Annotated in this window: 17 protein-coding genes and 1 tRNA gene; 14 read left to right on the top strand and 4 right to left on the bottom strand. The window is 41.8% G+C overall.

Features of this window, described 5'->3' with window-relative positions; all coding sequences use genetic code 11:
* Positions 1 to 80 precede the first annotated feature (80 nt).
* Both I4V84_RS10640 and I4V84_RS10645 read left to right on the top strand, forming a co-directional pair.
* Positions 81 to 153, top strand: a tRNA-Thr gene (locus tag I4V84_RS10640).
* A 255-nt stretch (positions 154 to 408) separates the two neighbouring features.
* Positions 409 to 2,076 (top strand): glutamine--tRNA ligase/YqeY domain fusion protein, encoded by a 1,668-nt coding sequence (locus tag I4V84_RS10645; protein WP_118579073.1) that lies wholly within the window; start codon positions 409 to 411, stop codon positions 2,074 to 2,076.
* Positions 2,077 to 2,244: 168 nt separating this feature from the next.
* Here the strand turns inward: I4V84_RS10645 and I4V84_RS10650 are convergent, their stop codons facing one another.
* Positions 2,245 to 2,676, bottom strand: a complete 432-nt coding sequence (locus tag I4V84_RS10650) for a hypothetical protein (RefSeq protein ID WP_148462754.1) — start codon at positions 2,674 to 2,676, stop codon at positions 2,245 to 2,247.
* Positions 2,677 to 2,828: 152 nt separating this feature from the next.
* On the opposite strand from I4V84_RS10650, the gene I4V84_RS10655 reads away from it, so the two are divergent.
* The 6 genes from I4V84_RS10655 to I4V84_RS10680 all read left to right on the top strand — a co-directional run bounded on the left by I4V84_RS10655 (position 2,829) and on the right by I4V84_RS10680 (position 10,471).
* A complete protein-coding gene (locus tag I4V84_RS10655; RefSeq protein WP_195991914.1) occupies positions 2,829 to 3,431 on the top strand; it encodes a Maf family protein in 603 nt (200 codons plus the stop codon).
* On the top strand, positions 3,428 to 4,096 hold the full coding sequence (locus tag I4V84_RS10660; protein ID WP_118579064.1) for an HAD family hydrolase: 669 nt from the start codon (positions 3,428 to 3,430) through the stop codon (positions 4,094 to 4,096). The genes I4V84_RS10655 and I4V84_RS10660 overlap by 4 nt, the downstream gene beginning before the upstream one ends.
* A gap of 68 nt (positions 4,097 to 4,164) precedes the next feature.
* Positions 4,165 to 4,422: a glyoxalase gene (locus I4V84_RS10665; RefSeq protein ID WP_118579061.1), complete on the top strand. Its 258-nt coding sequence runs from the start codon at positions 4,165 to 4,167 to the stop codon at positions 4,420 to 4,422.
* A gap of 504 nt (positions 4,423 to 4,926) precedes the next feature.
* A complete protein-coding gene (locus I4V84_RS19935) occupies positions 4,927 to 7,404 on the top strand; it encodes a hypothetical protein (RefSeq protein ID WP_243284072.1) in 2,478 nt (825 codons plus the stop codon).
* Between the two features lie 343 nt (positions 7,405 to 7,747).
* Positions 7,748 to 9,814 (top strand): molecular chaperone HtpG, encoded by a 2,067-nt coding sequence (htpG, locus tag I4V84_RS10675; protein ID WP_187566247.1) that lies wholly within the window; start codon positions 7,748 to 7,750, stop codon positions 9,812 to 9,814.
* Positions 9,815 to 10,081: 267 nt separating this feature from the next.
* On the top strand, positions 10,082 to 10,471 hold the full coding sequence (locus I4V84_RS10680; RefSeq protein ID WP_173772382.1) for a sporulation initiation factor Spo0A C-terminal domain-containing protein: 390 nt from the start codon (positions 10,082 to 10,084) through the stop codon (positions 10,469 to 10,471).
* Between the two features lie 5 nt (positions 10,472 to 10,476).
* Here the strand turns inward: I4V84_RS10680 and I4V84_RS10685 are convergent, their stop codons facing one another.
* Positions 10,477 to 10,980 carry a DUF5721 family protein gene (locus I4V84_RS10685; RefSeq protein WP_173718273.1) on the bottom strand — a complete coding sequence of 168 codons (504 nt, stop codon included), beginning with the start codon at positions 10,978 to 10,980 and terminating at the stop codon, positions 10,477 to 10,479.
* Between the two features lie 193 nt (positions 10,981 to 11,173).
* Here I4V84_RS10685 and I4V84_RS10690 point away from each other — a divergent pair, with 193 nt between their 5' ends.
* On the top strand, positions 11,174 to 12,013 hold the full coding sequence (locus I4V84_RS10690; protein WP_173718274.1) for a DegV family protein: 840 nt from the start codon (positions 11,174 to 11,176) through the stop codon (positions 12,011 to 12,013).
* Here the strand turns inward: I4V84_RS10690 and I4V84_RS20580 are convergent.
* Positions 11,997 to 12,113 carry a DUF6783 domain-containing protein gene (locus I4V84_RS20580; protein WP_334304193.1) on the bottom strand — a complete coding sequence of 39 codons (117 nt, stop codon included), beginning with the start codon at positions 12,111 to 12,113 and terminating at the stop codon, positions 11,997 to 11,999. The genes I4V84_RS10690 and I4V84_RS20580 overlap by 17 nt on opposite strands.
* 71 nt (positions 12,114 to 12,184) lie before the next feature.
* On the opposite strand from I4V84_RS20580, the gene I4V84_RS10695 reads away from it, so the two are divergent.
* Positions 12,185 to 12,442, top strand: a complete 258-nt coding sequence (locus tag I4V84_RS10695) for a hypothetical protein (RefSeq protein WP_195991916.1) — start codon at positions 12,185 to 12,187, stop codon at positions 12,440 to 12,442.
* A gap of 293 nt (positions 12,443 to 12,735) precedes the next feature.
* Here the strand turns inward: I4V84_RS10695 and I4V84_RS10700 are convergent, their stop codons facing one another.
* Positions 12,736 to 12,936, bottom strand: coding sequence for a cold shock domain-containing protein (locus I4V84_RS10700; RefSeq protein WP_008705499.1), 201 nt, complete (start codon positions 12,934 to 12,936; stop codon positions 12,736 to 12,738).
* A 320-nt stretch (positions 12,937 to 13,256) separates the two neighbouring features.
* On the opposite strand from I4V84_RS10700, the gene I4V84_RS10705 reads away from it, so the two are divergent.
* From I4V84_RS10705 to I4V84_RS10720, 4 genes are read left to right on the top strand one after another with little or no spacing between them, the layout of a single operon-like run.
* Entirely contained in the window at positions 13,257 to 14,552 is a 1,296-nt protein-coding gene (locus I4V84_RS10705) for a dihydroorotase (protein WP_173770349.1), read from the top strand.
* A 45-nt stretch (positions 14,553 to 14,597) separates the two neighbouring features.
* Complete coding sequence (gene pyrF, locus I4V84_RS10710; RefSeq protein WP_173770350.1) at positions 14,598 to 15,524, top strand: orotidine-5'-phosphate decarboxylase; 927 nt, start codon at positions 14,598 to 14,600, stop codon at positions 15,522 to 15,524.
* A gap of 10 nt (positions 15,525 to 15,534) precedes the next feature.
* Positions 15,535 to 16,317: a dihydroorotate dehydrogenase electron transfer subunit gene (locus I4V84_RS10715; protein ID WP_173718277.1), complete on the top strand. Its 783-nt coding sequence runs from the start codon at positions 15,535 to 15,537 to the stop codon at positions 16,315 to 16,317.
* Positions 16,314 to 17,219, top strand: coding sequence for a dihydroorotate dehydrogenase (locus tag I4V84_RS10720; RefSeq protein WP_118579040.1), 906 nt, complete (start codon positions 16,314 to 16,316; stop codon positions 17,217 to 17,219). Before I4V84_RS10715 ends, I4V84_RS10720 begins: the two co-directional genes overlap by 4 nt.
* The last annotated feature ends 233 nt before the right edge of the window (positions 17,220 to 17,452 follow it).

Here is a 17,452-nt window from a genome sequence, read left to right on the forward strand (position 1 = left end):
TTGAAAATAGGTGTTGACAATAAGATAACCTTCTGGTAATATAATCAACTGTGAGCGGCAGAAATGTCGGACATGAGAGTGCTGATGTGGCTCAGTCGGTAGAGCGTCGCCTTGGTAAGGCGGAGGTCACGGGTTCGATTCCCGTCATCAGCTCTTTTTAATCCCTGATTATATATCAGGGATTTTTTTGTGGCATAAATTAATATATTCTCATAGATAGGGATAAAAATCAATATTTTTGTAAGAAAAACTTTTAAAATGCACCTATTTATGATAAGATAAATCATCAAAGAACAGAATATGTTTGAGAAATTATTCCCGATACACATATTGAAGAAAATTTTTTAACATGCTCTGACAGATATTGGAATTTATGCTATAAAAGAGTTGATATCAGGAGGGAGAACCATGGAGAACGAAAAGGTTTCCAAAAATTTTATTGAGAATATCATTGATAAAGACCTGGCAGAAGGAGTTTATGACACCGTTCATACACGTTTTCCGCCAGAGCCAAACGGTTATCTTCATATAGGACATGCCAAATCCATTCTTTTAAATGCCGGACTGGCGAAAGAGTACAATGGTAAATTCAACATGCGTTTTGATGATACCAATCCGACTAAGGAGAAATCTGAGTTTGTTGAGTCCATTAAAGCCGATATCAAATGGCTGGGAGCTGACTGGGAGGACAGACTGTTCTTCGCTTCCGATTATTTCGGACAGATGTATGAAGCTGCAGTAAAACTGATTAAAAAGGGTAAGGCATATGTCTGCGATTTAACTGCGGACCAGATCAGAGAATATCGTGGAACTTTAAAGGAGCCTGGCAAAGAGAGTCCGTATCGCAACAGAACTGTAGAAGAGAATCTTCAGCTTTTTGAAGAGATGAAAGAAGGCAAATATGCTGATGGTGAGAAAGTTCTGAGAGCAAAGATTGACATGGCTTCTCCAAACATGAACATGCGAGATCCGGTTATCTATCGTGTGGCTCATGTAAGCCATCACAGAACAGGAGATACTTGGTGTATTTACCCGATGTATGATTTTGCTCATCCTATTGAGGATGCAATTGAGGGAATTACACATTCCATTTGTACTCTGGAATTTGAAGATCACAGACCATTATATGACTGGGTTGTAAGAGAACTGGAATATCCACATCCTCCGAAGCAGATTGAGTTTGCAAAGCTGTATCTGACGAATGTAGTAACAGGTAAGCGTTATATTAAGAAGCTGGTAGAGAATGGAATTGTTGACGGATGGGATGATCCAAGACTGGTATCTATTTCCGGTTTACGTCGCCGTGGTTACACACCTGAATCTATTCAGAAGTTTGTGGAACTTTGTGGTGTATCCAAAGCTGACAGTTCAGTAGACTATGCAATGCTCGAGTACTGTATCCGTGAGGATCTGAAATTAAAGGCTCCTCGCTATATGGCAGTCCTTGATCCGATCAAACTGATCATTGACAATTATCCGGAAGGACAGGTGGAATATCTGGATGCTCCGAACAATATGGAAAATGAAGCCCTTGGTAGCAGAAAGGTTCCATTTGGAAAGGAACTTTATATTGAAAGAGAAGACTTTATGATCGATCCTCCAAAGAAATACAAACGACTTTTCCTTGGTACGGAAGTTCGTCTTATGAATGCATATTTTGTTACATGCACAGGTTTCGAGGCATTGGATGATGGAACAGTTACTGCTGTACATTGTACTTATGATCCGGAAACAAAGGGCGGAAATGCACCTGACGGACGTAAAGTAAAAGGAACCATTCACTGGGTTGAAGCGTCAAATGCAGGTAAGGTTCCGGTACGTCTTTATGAGAATATCGTAGATGAGGAAAAGGGTGTTTATGATAAAGAGACAGGAGAACTGAATCTGAACCCGAATTCTCTTATAGAGATGTCTGCTTATGTTGAACCAGAGCTTCTGAAAGCCAAAGGACTGGATAGTTACCAGTTTGTAAGAAATGGCTTTTATTGTGCAGACATTCATGATTCCAAAGAAGGGGCACCGGTATTTAACCGTATTGTTTCTCTTAAGAGTTCATTTAAACTTCCAAAAGCGTAAAAGAAACCCCCACGGAAAATTATATTCAAATTGCCGTGGGGGTTTTTGCAATAGAAAATTCTGTTGGAACTTCTTCTTGCAAAGTGAAATCTAAATACTGTCAACGAAAGTGGCAAGCCTGATTGTCACTATTTGTAAAATGTGGAATAATTATGAATTTACCTGCAATTAATCAATGTGGATAGAAGCTTCTTCTTCGTCCTGCTCTTTCTCAGCTTCAGCAAGTTCTTCCTCGAATTTATCTTCATCTTTCGCTGCTTTTTCAAGAGCATCGGCTATAGCATTATCCTGCTCTTCTGCATTTTCAGCAGAATCCTCTTCTGTATCCTCTGAACTTTCTTGTGAATCAGGCTCCTCAGAGCCTTCAGTTTCATCATCTTTTTCATCTTCGGAAGTAGCTTCCCAGGTTACGAAATCTTCGTGGACATCCTTTGCTTCAGGCTGCTCGTCATCTTCCTGCTCATCTTCAAAATCATCTTCAAGGTCAGCTGCCTCTTCCAAAGCATGTCTTTTGGCAAAAGCTGCTGCTACGGCACCGGCTACTGCTGCTGTTGCTGCTCCGAGTGCAACCATTCCCCAATATTTGTTAATCTTAGCCATATTGTCTGCTCCTTTCGGTATTTTCCATCTGTCTAAACAAAGCTTAATGGAGTTGTCTATATTGTAATACTTTTTACGCAAAAAGAAAAGAAAAAAATCGTTGCACCCATATAAATGGAGGGTTATACTGTTAAGACAGAAAAGGAGAGATTATGGAGAAAATTGTTTTAGCTTCTGGGTCCCCACGAAGAAAGGAACTGCTTGCAAGAACCGGTGTGGTTTTTTCTGTGGTTGTAAGCAATGGGGAAGAGAAAACCAACCTGACAGATCCAGCGGAAACGGTGGAAAAGCTTTCGCAGGATAAAGCAATATCGGTTGCAGACAGACTTGAAAATGAAAGTGAACCTTGTCTGATCATTGGTGCGGATACCGTAGTTGCATTTGAAGGAAAGATTCTTGGAAAGCCGTCAGATGAAGAAGATGCATTAGATACATTGTTAAAACTTCAGGGGAAATCCCATCAGGTCTATACCGGTGTAACCCTTCTTGTAAAAGAACAGGGTATCTGGAAGCCTTATACTTTCAGTGAAAGGACCGATGTTGAATTTTATCCTGTTTCCAGGGAAGAGCTTCTGGAATATATAAAAACAGGGGAGCCTATGGATAAAGCAGGAAGCTATGGAATCCAGGGGAAATTTGGAATTTACGTAAAAGGAATCTGCGGAGACTACAATAATGTGGTTGGGCTTCCTGTAGGAAGACTGGTTTATGAACTTAAGAAAATGAAAATCAATATAAGGGGAATGAGAAAATGATAAAAGCATGTATTTTTGATCTGGACGGAACTTTAGCCTACACATTGGATTCCATGGCTGTTGTAGGAAATGAAGTTGTAAGAAAATACGGTTTGAAACCAATGCCTATAGAAAATTACAGATATTATTGCGGAAACGGTGCTGACATGCTGGTGAAAAGACTTCTGGTCGATGCAGGAGATCCGGAATTGCTGCACTATGAGGAAGCAAGAGCGTTATATAGAAAAGAATTTGATAAAGACCCATTTTACAAAATACAGCATTATCCGGGAATGCCGGAAACCTTAAAAGAGTTGAAAAAAAGAGGCGTGAAGCTGGGGGTGTGCTCAAATAAACCACATGAAGCAGCCGTGAAAGTGGTAGAAAGAATGTTTGGGTCTCAGATTTTTGATGCAGTTATGGGACAGAGTGATTCTGTAAGAAAGAAACCAGCACCGGATGGTCCGCTTAAAATCGCGGAGCAGTTTGGAATTAAGCCAGAAGAGTGTATGTATCTGGGAGACTCCGGAACAGACATGCAAACTGGAAAAGCAGCCGGGATGTACACGGTAGGTGTTCTGTGGGGATACAGGGAAAAAGAAGAACTGCTGAAAAATGGAGCGGACTATCTTGTGGATTCTCCAGAGGATATTCTTGATTTATATGAGGAAAAATGCGAAGAGTAAAATTTTGATAATTATTTAGCATGCTCTAAACAGTTATAACTTTTATTATAAAACAGGAGGTCGGAAAAATGTATACAGAGGAGTGTATTCAGACATTTTTGGAAAAACAGGAGCAGCTTTTTGATGAACCGGTTGCAGAAACTTACGAAGAAGCAGAGGAATTCCTGGAGGATTGCATGGCTGTAGTTGCAGATTCTATTGACGAAGTGCGAAAATATCTGTCTGGAATGGGTGCAGATGTGGATGGCATGAGTAATGAAGAATTAGAAGAAGCAAGTGAAGTATTTGCCCTTCCAGATGGAAAATATCTGATTGTGGAGGGATGATCTTTTGAAGCAGAGGTTTGCAGCTGCAGAGTAACTGACTTTCACATAAGGTGATGAAACTGGCGAAAAGGCAGTATGTCCGGTTGGAATTCCGAACAGTTATCGGATAAATTCATATTACATAAGTATAAAATCAGGTTGCTATAATGACACTAAACAAGAGAACATAATGTGTTACTGTTCAGAAGAGAAGATACATCCCATAAGATGTTTTCCGGAGAAAGAAGTGACCAGCAACTATCGCGTTATGGTTCACTGGCAATGTTCCGCGAGGTGTTTTTTGTAAACAAATTTCACAGAAAACCCGAGAATCTGGGCGCGGAATCATGCGGATGCATGATTCCTGTGCAGCGCGAAGTGGTTGCGGTGCGCGGAGCGAACAGTAGCACTGTCACATGCACTGTAAGAATTACAATAAAATAAAAGTGCTTGTGAAAATGTTTAAAATATGTTACAATAATGTTACAGGTCAGCCTAAAAGGGGAATGTAAAGGAGGATGGCATATGAGACCTAGGAAAATTATAGCAATGGTCATGACTTTTCTTATGATGCTTTCATTGCTTCCGTCTCTGGTATTTGCGGCAGCAGCACCAGAGGGAGAACTTGGGGGTCAGCTTAAGATTAAGGGAACTGCAGCTGTAGGCTCTGAGCTTAGCGCCGATTATGAAAAGGTTACACCGGAAGGACTTACAGACGATTATGTAACGTTCAGCTGGTCAAGAAAAGTTGGAGATCAGCTCACTGAAGTAGGCACTGAGAAGACCTATAAGCTTGTTGATGAAGATCTTGGAAATAAGATCGAGCTGAAAATTACCGGAAAGACCGAAATGGGCATAACCGGAGAACTGAAAGTAAATACAGTTGAAATTGTGGCTACACCGGAAGAGGCTCCGGAAGAGGCAACCGAGCTTCGAGAGGAAGGGCAGGAGGCTGCACCGGCAGAGGAAGCCCCTGTTCAGGAAATTGCAGCAGAGGATACACCTGCGGAAGGTTCCCAGACAGATGAGAACACACAGCCGGCTCAGGATGTAGCAGAAGATACACAAACCGAGGAAGTAATTGACATTGGTGCTGATGAACCAACTGATTCTTCCGCTGATGTTATGCAGCCGGCAGATGGACAGGACACAGAGAATTCTGCTGACAATTCCCAGTCTGAGATCACTACAGATGACAGTGTGATTAACATTGGAACAGAAGGCTATCTGGAAGTTCCTGAGAATGGACAGGCTGAGGCTGCAAATCAGGGAGCATCAGCTGAATCCCCTGCCAAGCAGGAACCTGTGTATACAGCAGAAATTGTTACAGAAAATACTGCAGAAGATGGTACTGCAGTACTTGATTTTGGAACCGTAAATGCAGGCTTCACACAGGAAAATGCAAACTCTTCCATGACTAAGAATGTAACTGTTAAGAATACTGGCAACAGCACTCTTAATTTCAAAGAAATCAGTCCGGAACATTTTATGGTAAAGGATCTGGGTTCTCTTGCGGCTGGAGAATCAGTTGATGCATGGGTTATGCCAAGAGAAGGTACAGCTGTTGGAGAATACAGTGATACGATCACTTATGAAACAGAGGAAGGTGTAAAGGTTTCCTTTATTGCAAAGCTTACAGTAGCTGAGCAGAAGCAGGATGATACGAATACAGATCAGCAGCCAGCAGAGAAACCAGCTGCACCGGAAACCACCCCGGAAGTGACACCAGAGGTAACTCCAGAAGTGACACCGGAAGTCACCCCAGAGGTAACTCCAGAAGTGACACCAGAAGTCACCCCAGAGGTAACTCCAGAAGTGACACCAGAAGTCACCCCAGAGGTAACTCCGGAAGTAACACCAGAAGTCACCCCGGAAGTGACTCCGGAGATTACTCCAGCTCCTTCATTTACTACCGACATTTCCGAAGTGAAATTCGACAGTAAAGAAGCTGGTTACAAAGAAGCACCGGCTGCAGTTACAATCAATGTATCCAATACTGGAAATGTGAAATTAACCGGTATTGCTGTAAGTGTAAGCGGAAACGAATTTACAGTAAGTGCTCCGTCTGCTTCAGAATTAGAGGCAAATGCAAACCAGTCTGTATCCTTTACTGTTGCACCGGCAGTTGGATTGGCAGCAGGAACCTATACACAGACTGTTTCCATTAAGACAGATCAGACAGATTACCTGAATATTCCAGTAAGCTTTACAGTAACAGAAGCTGCTGCCAAGCTTACAGCTGTAGGCAAAGTATCTGATATCAGTCTGGCAAACGGGGTTGAGAAGTCAGCAGCTGGACTGCAGCTTCCATCTACTGTTAAGATTACTACAAACAAGGGCGATATGAATGCCTCTGTAAAATGGGATGTAAAGGGCAGTGCATATAATCAGAACAGTACAGAAGCACAGAAGTTCTCTGTGAAAGGTACTGTTGCTCTTCCAGACGGTGTTACAAATCCGGATAACCTGAGCCTTGTAGTATCTGTTAATGTCACTGTAAGCCGTGGATCGATTGTATCTGATGCAGGGAATAACAGTATCACAGGAATCAGCTCCGATGGAAACTATACTACAGAAACCAAGATTACTTTCACTGCAGTTGGCGCAGGTATGGATATTGAAAATCCGATTAAGGGAGATGTAAGATATCAGCCGCTGAACTGGGAGGTCCTTGAGGCAAGAAGCTGGGACGGCGCACCATATTCTGCAACTTTCCGCATGGGCAAGAATGGAAATTATACTTTGACTGTCACATATAATCAGCAGCAGTTTGATGGAAGCAACTGGGTAAACACTGGAACACAGGATACCAAGCAGGTTAATTTCACTGTAAATGCTGCACCGAATCAGACTCTGACACCGGCTGCAGACAAAACAGATGCAAATCAGAAGAATGCAGTAAAGACCGGGGATAATACTCCAATCCTCCCATTTGTAATTATTCTGATCGTTGCGATTGTCTTAATTGCAGGAATTCTTGTTTACCGCAATAAGAAAAAATAATAGTGGATTCTCAAATAAACAGTAATTGTGAATGAGAGCAGAACGAATGAGGGAGACCAGAAATGGTCTCCCTTCTTTTAATAATAATTACTAGGTTACTGTTCACTCCGTGACCAGTAACACGCTTCGCGATGCACAGAAATCATGCATTCGCATGATTTCGCGCTGAGATTCTCGGGTTTTCTGTGAACTTTGTTCACAAAAAACACCTCGCGGAATGTTACCAGTGAACAGTAATATTACTAGCACTCAATTAAAATGAGTGCTAAATTTTCCTTGACTTTTAGTCAGTTTGGTATTACTATAGTTTGTATAATTAAGAAGACAAAGGAGAGTGAGCTGCATGGCTGAGAAGCATGGTAGTTTATCAATTAACAGTGAAAATATTTTTCCAATTATAAAGAAATGGTTATATTCTGATCACGACATTTTTGCAAGAGAGTTAATCTCCAATGGTTGTGATGCAATTACGAAGCTTAAGAAACTTGATGTTATGGGTGAATACACACTTCCGGATGATTACAAAGCTGAAGTACAAGTTATTGTGAATCCGGAAGAGAAGACTTTGAAGTTTATTGATACAGGTCTTGGTATGACGGCCGATGAAGTGGAAGAGTATATTACACAGATTGCTTTTTCAGGAGCTACTGAGTTTCTTTCCAAATATAAAGATAAGACCACGGATGATCAGATCATCGGTCATTTTGGACTTGGCTTTTATTCAGCATTTATGGTAGCAGATGAAGTTCATATTGATACTCTTTCTTATAAAGAGGGCGCTGCTCCAGTACATTGGACCTGTGATGGTGGTACAGAGTATGATATGCAGGAAGGCAATAAGACTACAGTTGGTACTGAAATTACTCTGTTTTTAAATGATGAGAGTACAGAGTTTTCCAACGAATATCGTATGAGAGAGATTATTGAGAAATATTGTTCTTTCATGCCGGTAAATATCTATCTGTCTAAGGAAAATGCACCGCAGGAGTATGAGACCATTGATGAGGCTGAGCTTCGTGATGATGATGTAATTGTAGAGCGTATCCACGAGGAGGCCAAGACTGAGGAGAAAGAGAACGACAAAGGTGAGAAAGAAGTCGTAGAAGTATCTCCTGCGAAAGATAAAGTAAAAATCAACAAACGTCCGGTATCTTTAAGTGATCCGGAGCCATTGTGGATGAAACATCCAAACAGTTGTACAGATGAGGAATATAAAGAGTTTTACCGTAAAGTCTTTATGGATTATAAGGAGCCTTTGTTCTGGATTCATTTGAACATGGACTATCCGTTTAACCTGAAAGGTATTCTGTACTTCCCGAAGATCAATACAGAATATGATTCCATTGAAGGTACGATCAAACTGTACAATAACCAGGTATTTATCGCAGATAACATCAAGGAAGTAATTCCAGAATTTCTGCTTCTTCTGAAAGGTGTAATTGATTGTCCGGATCTTCCACTGAATGTATCCAGATCCGCACTGCAGAACGATGGCTTCGTGAAGAAGATTTCCGAGTATATTACAAAGAAAGTAGCGGACAAGCTTACCGGAATGTGTAAAACAGACCGTGAGTCCTACGAGAAATACTGGGATGATATCAGTCCATTTATCAAATATGGCTGCATTAAGGACAGTAAGTTCTCAGATAAGATGAATGATTATATCCTCTTCAAGAACATTGATGGCAAATATCTGACTCTGAAAGATTGCATCGAAGAGAACAGGAAACCAGAAGATGAGACTAAGACAGAAGAGACTGTTGAATCCACAGAAGAGAAGAAAGAGGACGGCGCGAAAGACGAGAAAGAGCCTGAGAAGACTACTATCTTCTATGTAACAGATGAGGTTCAGCAGAGTCAGTATATTAACATGTTCCGTGAGGCAAAGAAGGATGCTGTTATTCTGAAACACAATATTGACAGCGCTTTTATTTCCCATCTGGAGCAGAAGAATCAGACTATCCAGTTTAAGAGAATTGATGCAGATCTTACAGAAGAACTGCGTGGGGAGGAAGCTGCTGACGAGGAGACTTCCAAGACTCTTACAGAAGTATTCAGAGATGCATTGAAGAATGACAAACTGGAAGTGAAGGTTGAGAATCTGAAAAATGAAAAAGTTGCTGCTATGATGACCCTTTCTGAAGAGAGCCGTCGTATGCAGGATATGATGAAGATGTATAATATGTACGGCATGGATCCATCTATGTTTGGTGGTCAGGAAACTTTGGTTCTGAATGCGAAACATCCGTTGGTTCAGTTTGTAGCAGACAACAAGGATTCTGATAAGACCCCGGTTATTTGCGAGGAACTGTATGATCTTGCCATGCTGAGCCATAAACAGCTTTCACCGGAAGAGATGACCAGATTTGTTCAGAGAAGCAATGAAATTCTGCTTATGCTGACAAAATAAGTTATGACAAAAAGGGACAGACGCATAAATGAGTATTGCATTTAGGACGCCTGTCCTTTTTATATGAAAAATTGGAAAAGGTTATCCTGTTATTCTGTTTTTCTATAGAATTTTATCTCGAAATCTCTAAAAAATATTACAATTTTCTTAATTTTCGTCTCAAAATGCTAAAAAAGGCAAATTTAACTCGTATTATATGTAGAGGCAAATCAAGGGCTGACTGCAGATGCAGAATCAGAAGTATAACTTATTGTGGGAGGGACAAAAATGAGAGAGGTATACGGCACGATACGCAAACTTGGTGCGACATCGAAATATAAAGGATATTATTTTGTGGCGGAAGCCATACGCATGACAATGGAATTTCAGGAAAGACCAATGAAGATCACAAAAGATATTTATCCAAGGCTTGCAAAGAAATTTAAATCCAAGCCATCTAATATTGAGCATGATATTCGTACAATTGTAAATGTATGTTGGGAAAATCATCGGGAAAGACTGGAAGAGATTGCCGGATATCCTCTGGAATACAGACCTACCAACAGTGAATTTGTAGATATGATCGCCTTTTATCTGGGAGATGAAAAAGAAAGCAAGGTTCCAGACGTGGAATGCCAGAATAACTCTATTGGAAAATTAATGGAGAACCTATTCTGACAGGATTAAACTTCTTCTACAGATAATCCGCTGCGATGAAAAAAATCCATCACATATTGCTCCCAAAGGTGGTCCAGTTCTTTACCGGGAAGAAAGGTTTTCATAGATGTTCCGGTAATACAAAACAAGGTCTTATTCTTATATTGGAGATTCAAATACAGACCTGTTATCAGTTCGGGAGAAAGTGAAAATGCAGAACTCTGCAATAATGCAGCGGTCTTGTTCGGAGAAAACTGAAGCACGATTTTGAAAGAAAGAGGCGCTTTTTTTCCACGGATAACAGAATAACAAAATGGTTTTACTTCTTTCCAGAGAGAGAATGTACGGTGGCTGGAAGCTAAAAATTCCTGCTCGTCATTATCGAAAAAATCAGTTTGGAGTTTGCCGTCAATGGAAAAAACATTGCTGGTAATGATCTCTGCCTGGTTTAGCCAGAAGAGATCGAAGGTATCTCCAAGAAAAAGCTTATTGGTAAAATTCTTCTGGTCAGTGATTTTTAAAGCGAGCATAGGGACCTCCTTTCTAAAGGGCATGTCGCCTGTCGACGACATCAATATATGAAAATCAGTTGCTGATGAACAATAACCATTATAAAGCAATTTGGGGGAAAATGGAAGAAAAAACTCTTTTCAAACACATAGTAATGTGTTAATATAGATGTGGTATTTAAAACTACATATTACGGAAAAGAGGACGATATAATTGAGTTATAAAATTGTGATAGATAGCTGTGGAGAACTTCTGGAGCAGTGGAAACAGGATGAAAGATTTGCTTCCGTACCGCTTACACTGACTGTTGGAAGTGAGAATATAATAGATGATGAGACATTTAACCAGGCAGATTTTTTACAGAAAGTTGCCGCCTGCCCGGAATGTCCGAAATCAGCTTGCCCGTCGCCAGAGAGCTACAGAAAGGCATTTGACTGCGAAGCTGAACATATATATTGCGTTACTCTTTCCTCTGAACTCAGTGGTTCCTATAACAGTGCAGTGCTTGGAGCAAGTCTTCTTCATGAGGAGAAGAAAGGCGTTCAGATTCATGTTTTCAATTCCTGTTCTGCTTCTATAGGGCAGACTTTGATTGCAATGAAAATTGCACAGTGCGAAGATGCCGGCCTTCCGTTTGAGGATGTTGTTAGCGTTGTGAATAAATATATTGAAGAACAGCACACTTTTTTTGTGCTGGAGAATCTGGAAACCTTACGTAAAAATGGCCGCCTCAGCCGTGTGAAAGCGCTTGTGGCAACAGCCCTTAAGATCAAACCGATCATGGGATCTACTCCGGAGGGGACGATCTGCCAGCTGGATCAGGCACGAGGCATGAATAAGGCGCTTGTGAAAATGGTGGATAAAATTGTGGAAGTGACAGAAAACAGTGAGAACAAAATTCTTGCTATTTCCCACTGCAACAGCCCGAAGAAAGCAAATATGCTTAAAGAAGCCATCCAGGAGAAGATGAAGCTGGCTGATATTGTGGTTCTTGACACAGCCGGTGTCAGCAGTATGTATGCAAATGATGGAGGAATTATTGTAGCTGTCTGATGCTAGAGCCTGTTTGAAAAATCATTCCCGCAATCTGCACGCCCCACTTTGCGGTATATTTTGTCCGCGCGAGGCGTTTTTGTGAACTGTAAGTGAACATACTTCCATTTTGTTGGGAAATATGATATACTCATCTAAGTTGATATTTTATCCCAAAGGAGACGTGCGGCTATGAGTCAGAAGAAAGTAGATGCCTATAAAGCAGAAAAAGCAAACCGTGAGAAAATTATGAAAAAGGAGAAACTGATCCTTACTATTGAGAAACTGGCAGCGCTTGTTGCGTGTATGGTTGCTGTATGCTGGATTGGTTATTCTGTTTACGGAAAAGTTACAGAAGGTCAGGAGACTGTGACGACAGAGACTGTTATGGATACTTCTGCACTGGATTCTTATCTGAATGGACTTAGTGCAGATCCAGAGGCGGAATAAGTATGAAATATAAGAAAATATAAGAAAAAACTGCCTGAGGTAGCTTAAAACGATGGGGATGGATTTCGAATCTGTCCCCATTTTGTTTATATAATAACAATAAAAAGAATCCTGTCTACAGGACTCTCCGCCTACGGTGGGGCGTCTTGGGCGATATTTACCCTTCCGCTGCAGTGTAATCCTGCCAGGTAGGGATTTTTTTATAATAGGAAATTCTGAGGGGATTTCTTATTACATAAAAAATTCCCCCCGGATATGATTCCGAGGGGAAATTTCTGCTTCAGTTGCTTCAATTATAACTTAGTAACGTTAGCAGCCTGCATTCCGCGAGCGCCTTCTGTTAAGTCATATGTTACAGCCTGGCCTTCTTCAAGAGATTTGAAGCCTTCACCATTGATTGCAGAAAAATGTACGAATACATCAGCTCCGTCTTCTCCTGTGATGAAACCATAACCTTTTTCAGCGTTGAACCATTTTACAGTGCCCTTGTTCATTTTGAGTTACCTCCATAAAAAATAAAAAATTAAAAAGATGTTCTGGCGAAAAAAATCACCAGATTTTACAGACTATATCATGTAAATATATAATCTCTAAAAACTAGTGATTTTACATTAAATAATCTTCGACATGGATTGATTATATAACCTGAACTAAAAAAAGTCAAGGATAATTAAAATTGTGCAACAAAAAATATAATTGGATGGAAGATATAAGGAAAAATGACGGAAGGGAAAAAAACTCTTTATTAAATGAAAAAATTCGTGTATGATAGGTTGTGATAAAGTTTACGTTATACCAGAAGGGAGAGAACCAAATGGGTATTCTGATTCGAGGCGGACGTGTTGTGGATGCGGCTGCTCAGATTGATAAAATTGCGGATGTTTATCTGGACGACGGCGTAATCCAAAAAGTGGGAGAGAAGCTGGAAGCAAAGGATAAAGATGACAAGATTATAGACGCTAAGGGACTGGTAGTAATGCCAGGCCTTGTGGATCTTCACGTACATTTTCGTGATCCTGGACAGACGGAGAAGGAAGACATTGAAACCGGTTCCCATGCAGCTGCAAGAGGCGGTGTGACTACTGTAGTGGCGATGCCGAACACCACACCGGTTATTGACAGCCCTGACCGTGCAAACTATGTGAAAAATAAAGCTGCGCAGGTTTCCGCTATTCATGTGCTCCAGGCAGGAGCCATGACAAAGGGAGAACTTGGGGAGGAGCTTTCTGATATTGCAGGCATGGCAGCAGCAGGAGTACCTGTTCTTTCCGAAGATGGTAAATCTGTTATGAAAGCAAGCCTTTGCAAGCAGGCGATGGAAGAAGCCGTGAAAGCCGGACTTCCTATCTTTGACCACTGTGAGGATATGTCTCTTCGTGGAAACGGCTGCATGAATGAGGATGAAAACGCCAAACGCCTTGGGCTTCCGGGAATCTGCAATTCCACAGAAGATACCATTGCGGCAAGAGATTCTTTGCTTGCCATTGAGACAGGCGCTAAGCTGCACCTTTGCCACTGTTCTACAAAAGGTGTTGCAATTATGATGAAAATGTTAAAGGCAGAAGGCATTGAGAATGTAACAGCAGAAGTTTGCCCCCATCATTTTATACTCACATCTGATGATATTGAAAGAGATGATCCAAACTATAAAATGAATCCGCCTCTCCGTACCAGGAAAGATGTGGATGCGCTGATTGAAGGTCTGAAAGAGGGCTACATTCAGGTAATCAGCACGGATCATGCCCCACACACCCAGAAAGACAAAACCGGTTCCATGAGAACCGCAGCTTTCGGAATTGTGGGAATCGAGACCAGCTTTGCACTTAGTTACACCGCTCTTGTAGAGACTGGAATCCTCACTCTTTCCCAGCTTGTAGAGAAGATGAGCTACAATCCGGCTCAGATTCTGAACCTGCCATGTGGAACCTTACAGAAAGGACATCCGGCAGATGTGATAATCGCGGACATTAAGAATCCATATACCATTCACAAAGCAGACTTTGTTTCCAAAGGCAAAAACACCCCATTTGAGGGCAAAGAGGTGAAAGGAAAGATTCTATACACTATTTGCGACGGTAAGATTGTGTACAAGGATTCTGCTGCTAAATAAGAAAAAATGAAATTTCCAGGAAAACATATTAAGGAGGAAACACCCATGATCAACAAACTTATTGCCAATATCAAGAAAACCGGAGCCCCTATTGTAGTAGGACTTGACCCAATGCTGAATTATATTCCGAAGCAGATCCAGGAAGCTGCATTTAAGGAATTCGGAGAGACTCTGGAAGGTGCTGCAGAAGCAATCTGGCAGTACAATAAGGGAATTGTGGATGCCACATATGATCTGATTCCTGCTGTGAAGCCGCAGATCGCTATGTATGAACAGTTTGGAATTCCGGGACTTATGGCTTACAAGCGTACTGTAGATTATTGCAAGGAAAAAGACCTTGTAGTAATTGGAGATATTAAACGTGGTGATATCGGTTCCACATCTGCAGCTTATGCCGTCGGACATCTTGGAAAGGTTCAGGTAGGAAGCAAGACTTATGTTCCATTTAATGAGGATTTTGCAACTGTAAACCCATATCTTGGAACAGACGGAGTGAAGCCTTTCATGGATGTTTGTAAAGAAGAGAAAAAAGGAATTTTTGTTCTGGTTAAGACCTCCAATCCGTCCAGCGGTGAGTTCCAGGACAGAATAATTGAAAAACGTCCTCTCTATGAGTGGGTTGGTGAGAAAGTTGCCAAATGGGGAGATGAGCTTATGGGAGACGGTTATAGCTATGTAGGCGCAGTTGTAGGTGCTACCTATCCGGAAATGGGCAAAGTATTAAGAAAACTTATGCCAAAAACCTTTATTCTGGTACCAGGATATGGCGCACAGGGGGGGAAGGGTGCAGATCTTGTACATTTCTTTAACAAAGATGGTCTTGGCGCTATCGTAAATTCCTCCAGAGGAATTATTGCAGCTTACAAGCAGGAAAAATACGCAAAGTTTGGTGAAGCGAACTATGCAGATGCTTCCCGTCAGGCAGTGAAAGACATGATTCTTGATATCAGCACTGCACTTGAGAACCGCTAGGAGGAAGAAAATGGGTACAAAGGTAAAAGAAACCTGTACAGTCCTCAGCCAGGAATGTATTGGAAAAGACATTTACAGCATGTGGATTCAGACAAAGACCATTGCAGGGAATGCGAAGCCTGGACAGTTCGTTTCCGTTTATACACAGGATGGAAGCAAACTGCTGCCACGTCCTATCAGTCTTTGTGAGATTGATAAAGAAAAAGGTGCACTTCGCCTTGTCTATCGTGTAACAGGTCCGAAAACAGGTACAGAAAGCTTTTCCAGACTACATGCAGGTGCACAGCTTGAACTTCTTGGACCTCTTGGAAATGGATTTCCACTGGAAGAGGCTGCTGGCAGGAGGGTATTCCTTATGGGCGGAGGAATCGGTGTTCCGCCTATGCTGGAGACCATGAAGCAGCTGGATGCTAAGAAGATTGCAGTTCTTGGCTATCGTGATGAGCTGTTTTTAAATGAGGAATTTGAAAAAAATGGTGAGGTATACATTGCAACAGAAGACGGCTCTGCCGGAACCAAAGGAAATGTAATGGATGCGATCCGGGAGAATGACCTGGAAGCAGACGTGATTTTTGCCTGCGGACCTAAGCCTATGCTTCGCGCCATCAAGGCCTATGCACTGGAGAAGGGAATCCCCTGCTGGGTTTCCATGGAAGAGCGCATGGCTTGTGGAATCGGTGCCTGCCTTGGCTGTGTATGCCAGTCCACAGAAACGGATGCCCATTCTCATGTACACAATAAGCGCGTATGTAAAGACGGCCCGGTGTTCAGAAGTACGGAGGTGGAGTTATGAGCAAAATGAGCGTAAATCTTGCAGGAGTGACTCTGAAAAATCCAGTAATGACTGCATCTGGAACATTTGGTTCCGGTGCGGAATACAGTGAATTTGTAGACCTGAATAATCTTGGTGCAGTCGTGACAAAAGGCGTGGCAAATGTGCCGTGGCCTGGAAATCCTACGCCCCGTGTGGCAGAGACCACAGGAGGAATGCTGAATGCTATCGGTCTTCAGAATCCCGGAATCGATGTTTTCTGTGAGAGAGATATTCCATTTCTGAAGAAATTCGATACGAAGATCATTGTAAATGTATGCGGAAAGACCACAGAGGACTACTGTGAGGTTGTGGAACGTCTTGGAAATGAGCCAGTAGATATGCTGGAGATCAATGTATCCTGCCCGAATGTAAAGGAAGGTGGCATTGCCTTTGGACAGAATCCCAAGGCTCTGGAGGCCATTACAAGAGAAGTAAAAAAATATGCCAGACAGCCGGTGATTATGAAGCTGAGTCCTAATGTAACAGATATTACAGAGATGGCAAGGGCAGCAGAAGCAGGCGGTGCAGATGTGGTTTCCCTTATTAACACCATTACCGGAATGAAGATTGATATTAACCGCAGAACGTTTGCACTGGCAAATAAAACAGGCGGTATGTCCGGTCCGGCTGTGAAGCCTGTGGCAGTGCGTATGGTTTATCAGGTGGCAAATGCAGTGAAGATCCCAATCATCGGAATGGGTGGAATTGCAAGTGCTGAAGATGCCCTGGAATTTATTATGGCGGGCGCCACCGCAGTATCTGTAGGAACTGCAAATTTCATCAATCCATATACTACTCAGGAGGTTGTGGATGGTATGGCTGCATTCCTTGAGAGACAGAAAGTGGAAGATATTAATGAGCTGATTGGATGTGTGAAATAGGTTACTGTTCACTGGTGATATTCCGCGAGGTGTTTTTTGTGAACGTAGTTCACAGAAAACCCGAGAAGTGCGGCGCGAAATCATGCGAATGCATGATTTCTGTGCATCGCGAAGCGTGTTACTGTGAACGGAGTGAACAGTAACACTGAAATAGGTTGGTGCTAGAATATAAATAGTACAAGTCAAAATGAGAATCCCTAATTACAAATTTTATGGTACTATGTAGTTACCGC

It is taken from the genome of Ruminococcus sp. 1001713B170207_170306_F1 (assembly GCF_015668065.1).
GTDB classification, from domain to species: Bacteria; Bacillota; Clostridia; order Lachnospirales; family Lachnospiraceae; genus Blautia_A; species Blautia_A faecis.